Source organism: uncultured Duncaniella sp., assembly GCF_910578445.1.
Classification (GTDB): domain Bacteria; phylum Bacteroidota; class Bacteroidia; order Bacteroidales; family Muribaculaceae; genus Duncaniella.
In genome coordinates, this window is sequence record NZ_CAJTQC010000005.1 from 1 (window position 1) to 1,503 (window position 1,503).

1 protein-coding gene is annotated in these 1,503 nt (G+C 47.8%); it reads right to left on the reverse strand.

Annotated features, from left to right (window positions below; all coding sequences use genetic code 11):
- Nucleotides 1–36: 36 nt before the first annotated feature.
- Nucleotides 37–1,299 carry a hypothetical protein gene (locus tag QZ311_RS03805; protein ID WP_297064145.1) on the reverse strand — a complete coding sequence of 421 codons (1,263 nt, stop codon included), beginning with the start codon at nt 1,297–1,299 and terminating at the stop codon, nt 37–39.
- Nucleotides 1,300–1,503 lie beyond the last annotated feature (204 nt).

Here is a 1,503-nt window from a genome sequence, read left to right on the forward strand (position 1 = left end):
AATGGCTGATTGTTTTATTGGTGAATGGTCTATTGCTTATATCGAACTCACGTTAAATATATTGCCGATGAAAGTCCGTCGGGCCATGTGGGAGCTTGCCACCTCGTAAAGCCGCCGACACACAGCCTCGCGTGTAAGAGGGTCTATGACAACCACTTTACGCGTGATGCCGACACGGCGGAGTATCTCCTTTATCACACGGTTGTAGCCCATGCGTGAATAAACGGCAGGAAAAAGCGTGTTCCTCTCATGGTCGGCATAGCGTTCAAGGATTATTTTGGCCGTCCGGTTAAGCGGTACTTTTATTGTCACCGGTCTCCCCTCGCGGGTCTTTCTTGCCACGTAGTTCAACTCCCCGTCGACAACATTGCCTGTGGTCAGCAGCATCAGGTCAGACACACGGCATCCGACACAACACTGGAAAATGAATATGTCACGCTGAAGCGCAAGACGCGGATCGTCAGAAAAATCATAAAGCTCCACCTTTCTCCGTTCATCAAGAGTGAGATAGACAGGAGTCCCGTAGACATTCTGTCCGCTCACGAAAGTGTCAAACGGATTGCTGGGAATCCGTCTCGTCTTCACTCCCCATGTCATCACAGCCTTCAGAAGTTTCATCCGGTCATTTATCGTGTTTGGTCCTTTCGGCCGAGTCCGGCCATCCAGCCCGATGCCATGGGAAATCTGCGGGTATTTCCTCACAAGCTGATGCTCCTTACGCATAAACTTCTCAATGTCGCGCAGACATGATTCGTTCATCCTCCCTGTCAGCAGTCTGAAACGCGGAAACCTAAGCCGACGATGGGCCTCGTAGCGCGCAAGCGACCTGCGCATCAGCGCATAGGCCTCGGCCCGGCTCTCTGACGAATCCATCACTGACGTTATTTCAATATACGCGTCAATAAGCCCGAGTACTTCTGTGCGCTCCTCCTCAAGACGCGGGATTTCATCGGCATGGAAACGTTCTATGGTTTCCGCAAGCCATCCGGCTTCTATCGTGTGGCGACGCATCATGCAAAACCGGTCCTCGATGTAAGCCTTTAGCCTTGCGAGCGAATCGACAGTCTGCCTGTAGTCGGTGACATCCCCCGGGCTCATTCCATCGTCAGGCATTTTCAGCACATAGCCCGATGAGTCATTCCCTTCCTCATCACTACAATCCTTTTTAACCACAAACATCGGTTTTATCCAAAGATTTGTACATGACTGCTGATCAACTTTTCCATGACGGAAACGCAGGGATATTTCAACATTTCCACGACTGTTCATCTTCTTGCAAATGTAAAGTTTAAACGTCATAAATCACACATGTAGATTAAAAATTTATATTATTGATTCCGAATAGACATCTGTTATTTTCTATCGTATAATCGCTAAATAAGCCTATTGATTTAGAGGGCGTTTAATAACAATAGTTAAAATCTGAGCGAAAGTTTTGAGATGGATATGGCTCTGAATTGAAGGAGCATAGCGTGCTATGTGACTGAAATGAAGAGTCATAGA

Excerpts from the sequence above, each read along its gene's own strand:
- QZ311_RS03805 (WP_297064145.1), bottom strand. The coding sequence starts at position 1,299 with ATGACGTTTAAACTTTACATTTGCAAGAAGATGAACAGTCGTGGAAAT.